At 60.3% G+C, this 3698-nt stretch carries 5 protein-coding genes; 2 read left to right on the forward strand and 3 right to left on the reverse strand.

All coding sequences use genetic code 11. The features are described 5' to 3' along the window. Nucleotides 1-132: 132 nt before the first annotated feature. Both EN939_RS38175 and EN939_RS24970 read right to left on the reverse strand, forming a co-directional pair. Complete coding sequence (locus EN939_RS38175) at nucleotides 133-525, reverse strand: nuclear transport factor 2 family protein (RefSeq protein WP_164748986.1); 393 nt, start codon at nucleotides 523-525, stop codon at nucleotides 133-135. Between the two features lies 1 nt (nucleotide 526). Further along, on the reverse strand, nucleotides 527-1411 hold the full coding sequence (locus EN939_RS24970) for an NAD(P)-dependent oxidoreductase (RefSeq protein WP_127270480.1): 885 nt from the start codon (nucleotides 1409-1411) through the stop codon (nucleotides 527-529). Nucleotides 1412-1540: 129 nt separating this feature from the next. On the opposite strand from EN939_RS24970, the gene EN939_RS24975 reads away from it, so the two are divergent. Beyond that, a complete protein-coding gene (locus tag EN939_RS24975) occupies nucleotides 1541-1894 on the forward strand; it encodes a winged helix-turn-helix transcriptional regulator (RefSeq protein ID WP_127270482.1) in 354 nt (117 codons plus the stop codon). 82 nt (nucleotides 1895-1976) lie between these two features. Here EN939_RS24975 and EN939_RS24980 read toward each other — a convergent pair whose 3' ends face one another. Then, nucleotides 1977-2231 carry a DUF1127 domain-containing protein gene (locus tag EN939_RS24980; protein ID WP_127270483.1) on the reverse strand — a complete coding sequence of 85 codons (255 nt, stop codon included), beginning with the start codon at nucleotides 2229-2231 and terminating at the stop codon, nucleotides 1977-1979. A gap of 230 nt (nucleotides 2232-2461) precedes the next feature. On the opposite strand from EN939_RS24980, the gene EN939_RS24985 reads away from it, so the two are divergent. Beyond that, nucleotides 2462-3698 (forward strand): winged helix-turn-helix domain-containing tetratricopeptide repeat protein (locus EN939_RS24985; protein ID WP_127270484.1); only part of this gene is annotated, 1237 nt, incomplete at its 3' end.

The following is a 3698-nucleotide window of genomic DNA, read 5'->3' on the forward strand; positions in this document are numbered from 1 at the left end:
GCCGGGCAGGCGGGTGGCGATCAGCTTGTCGATGCGGCGGCCGTCGAGATCGACAAGCTGATCGCCACCCGCCTGCCCGGCGCCCAACGCGAGGCGGTGCGCTGACATGTTCGAATGTCAGCTCTTGACCGGTTAGCTGACGCCGCCCTCTGCCAGAGATCGAGCTGGTTTCAACAAACCGAAGAAGCCAATGATACGCGTTATCCGTTTCTGCTCCTCATCCAGAAAAGCGATGTCCAGGCCCTCGGGTAAAGACGAACCGTCAGGCGTCACAAACTTCCACGCGAAGCGCGCGACGCCGTGATGAACGTCCACGTTGCTGGTCCGCAGAATGCAGGCACCAGGATGCTTGCTCTGAATTCCTGCAATGTGGGCTAGAAGTTCTTCGGCACCAACGGCGTGAACGGTTGGATCGGTATACGTCGCGCCATCGCTCAAGATCGATAACAGCGACGCCCGCCGCTTCTCGGCGTTTTCGGTGGACCACGATGCACAATACTTATCGATGAGATGCGTCAAAGGCATGCTACTTCCCTGTCGCCAGAAATTGCGAGAGCGCGGCGAAATCATCGTGCAGGTGGCCCGCCGCTATGGCCCGTTTGAATATCGCATCATAACCATCGACTATTGAACGGTCGATTTCGCGGAACTGCATCAACTCCAATAGATGCTGCATTGCGCCGTGGTGCGCCGAGATCGACGAGAGCGTTTCGTTATCGCTGGCAAATCGGCCAGCGCTCGTCCGCTTGATGAGGTCGGTCACCAAGCCGTCAATGACCGGCGCCGTCGCGGACCACTGACGCGCCAGTTCACCGAGTTCGATCTCTTCGGCCTGCGACACGGCGATCGCATGGAGCGCCCCGAACAGAGCGCCCCACATGATAGCCAGTAGTGCGCTATCGAGCCCGTTCGCACGCCCTGGTTCTTCGCCAACATGCTGAACATTGCCACCCAAAGCGCGAAACACATCGCGGTTCGTGTCGAAAGCCGCCCTTGGCCCGGCAAGCAGGATGGTTCCGGCGTCCGTGCCGATATAATCCGGCGTCGCCATGATCGCGCCATCAAGGTAGCTTGCGCCGTGCTCCCTATACCAATCAGCGGCTTCCCGTGCGCCATTTGGCGTCCCGGAAGTCAACTCCACGATCAGCTTGCCGCGAATGGCTGAGGCGATGGCGTCACTGTGGAGAAGCGCTTTTGTCGCCTCATAGTCGCTGACATTCACAATGATGATCTCGCCTGCGTTCACGGCTTCCTCCACGGAGGACGCGACGATTGCGCCCAGCCTGGCGAGTGGATCGGTCTTCTGTCTGGTTCTGTTCCAGACAGTCGTCGGATATCCCGACTGAAGCAGGCTGCCGGCGAGCGCCGAGCCCATACGGCCCGTTCCAACAACCGTGATTGAAAGCTTCATTCCACACTCCATATCAATTGGCGGCGTCAGACCGCGTTTTGCTGTGATCGTCTTGAGAGGTATGTCAAAACGAGCGGCGCGCGATACGCACCCGGGCGTAAGTGGTCACCAGAAGGTAAGGAACGCGCGATGAACAATTCCGCGGACAATGGCTTTGCAGCGGCCGTCAGGATGGTCGAAGGAAAGTGGAAAGTAGATATCCTTTGCGAGCTCGGAACGGCGTCGCGCAGATTTGGTCGATTGAAACAGGCGCTCTCTGGCATCAGTGAAAAGATGCTGGCTCAACAATTGCGAGAACTGGAGGCGGACGGCCTTGTCGACCGCAAGGTCTTTTCCGTGGTTCCAGCGAAGGTAGTCTATTCGCTGACAGAACGCGGCGCGGCGCTCAACGCAGCAGCAGGTTCACTATGTCTGTGGGCCGAGCAATTCGGCCTGCCCGGCTGCACTCAGATTACCAATGGCGTACATATGGATGCGCTCTGATGCATGTCGCCCAAAGCGACCTCGGTTTGGGCGCCCATCGCGAGGCGGTGCGCTGACGCCCGACGCAATTGCGGCATTCGCTCTATCGTTCCCAGAAGGGCTTGGCGATCTCTCCCTCGACCTGCTGTATCGTCAGGCCGATATCGTCGATCAGATGCGGATTGTCCTTCGACATCTGCCTGAGTTGCCAGCGAAAGCGTATCCGTTCGCGCCAGGTCCGATCGTGCCAACTCGCTATGATGCTTCGCAGGGTCTTCAGGAGCCGGCGCGATGCCGGCCGCACGGGCGTTCCCGCTCGCGCTGCACAACGCTGGGCTGATGCAAGTGTATTGGTCATGGCAACCTCCATATGGTTTGAGGGCCTGGGGCTCTCGATGAGGTTGAATTCTGCGCGATACGGACGGCGCCGTAATTAAGCCCTCCCAAATAGTTCTCAAAACTTCCAAACGAGCTAGAGCAGTTCACCGGCTCACGGAACCGGCAAACTACTCTAACCCTTTGTTTTGACGCAATTCCGAACAGAAAACCGCTTCACACTTTTCCTGGAATTGCTCTATAGATGCGCCTATGCAGGGATCGCGTTTTGCCTTTGGTCCGTTCGTGCTTGATCCGGGTGCGGGAACGCTGCTTCGGAACGACGTCCCCGTTGCCGTTGGCTATCGCGGGCTGAGCCTGCTTGCAGCACTCGTCGGGCGGCCCGGTGAAATATTGGGGAAGGCCGAGTTGATGGACGCTGCATGGCCGGGCACGGCCGTCGAGGAAGGCAACCTCACCGTCCAGATCGCGCAGTTGCGCAAGCTGCTTGGTCCTGTCGGCGAGAACGGCGAATGGATATCCACCGTTCCGCGCGTCGGCTACCGTTTCACAGGGGCCGTCGAACAGCTCGGCGAGGCCAAGCGAAAATCCTTGCCGCTGCCCGACAAACCATCGATAGCCGTGCTGCCCTTCGTCAATTTCAGCAACGATCCCGAGCAGGATTCCTTCGTGGACGGGTTGACCGAAGACCTCATCACCGACCTGTCCAGGATCTCCGGCCTGTTCGTCATCGCCCGCAATTCGACCTTTGCCTATAAGGGAAAAGCGATGGACGTGCGCGAGATCGCCGGGGATCTTGGCGTGCGCTACCTGCTGGAAGGCAGCGCAAGACGCGCCGCGGGGCGCGTGCGCATCAACGCACAGCTGGTCGACGCGGTGAGCGGCGACCATCTGTGGGCGGAACGCTTCGATCGCGGCCTGGACGATATCTTTGCCGTTCAGGACGAGGTTACGGCCAAGATTGTGGAGGCGTTGCTTGGCCGTCTGCGCGCGCCGCCGCCGCGCAACCGACCCAGCAATCTCGAGGCTTACGATCTCTGCGTGCGGGCGCGCAAGCTGATCGACGACTCGCCGCAGATGGCGCAGGAAGCGCATCTGATGCTGACGCGCGCGGTGTCGCTCGATCCTGATTACGCCGAGCCCTATCGCTGGCTTGCCATGAACCACTGGATGGGACGGGTGCATTGGGGCGGACCAACCGAAGCTGCCCGCAGCGTTGCCTTGGAGCTGGCGCGCAAGGCCGTGGCGATCGATCCCAACGATGCCGGCTGTCGCTGGATCCTGGCCTACCTGCTTGCCTATGAGCGCAGCTTCACTGAAGCGGATGCGGAATTCGCCAAGGCGATCGAGCTCGACCCGAACGAGGCCGACACCTGGGCGGCATTGTCCGACATCGCCGTCCTGGCCGGCCGGGTCGAAGAGGGCCTCGAGCACATCGGCAAGGCGTTCCGGCTGAACCCGTTTCCAGCGAGCTGGTACTATCTGACGC

The organism is Mesorhizobium sp. M7A.F.Ca.CA.002.05.1.1 (assembly GCF_003998335.1).
GTDB lineage: Bacteria > Pseudomonadota > Alphaproteobacteria > Rhizobiales > Rhizobiaceae > Mesorhizobium.

Bases quoted from the DNA above. Each gene is read 5' to 3' on its own strand.
- EN939_RS38175 (WP_164748986.1), bottom strand. From the start codon at position 525: ATGCCTTTGACGCATCTCATCGATAAGTATTGTGCATCGTGGTCCACC.
- EN939_RS24970 (WP_127270480.1), bottom strand. From the start codon at position 1,411: ATGAAGCTTTCAATCACGGTTGTTGGAACGGGCCGTATGGGCTCGGCG.
- EN939_RS24975 (WP_127270482.1), top strand. From the start codon at position 1,541: ATGAACAATTCCGCGGACAATGGCTTTGCAGCGGCCGTCAGGATGGTC.
- EN939_RS24980 (WP_127270483.1), bottom strand. From the start codon at position 2,231: ATGACCAATACACTTGCATCAGCCCAGCGTTGTGCAGCGCGAGCGGGA.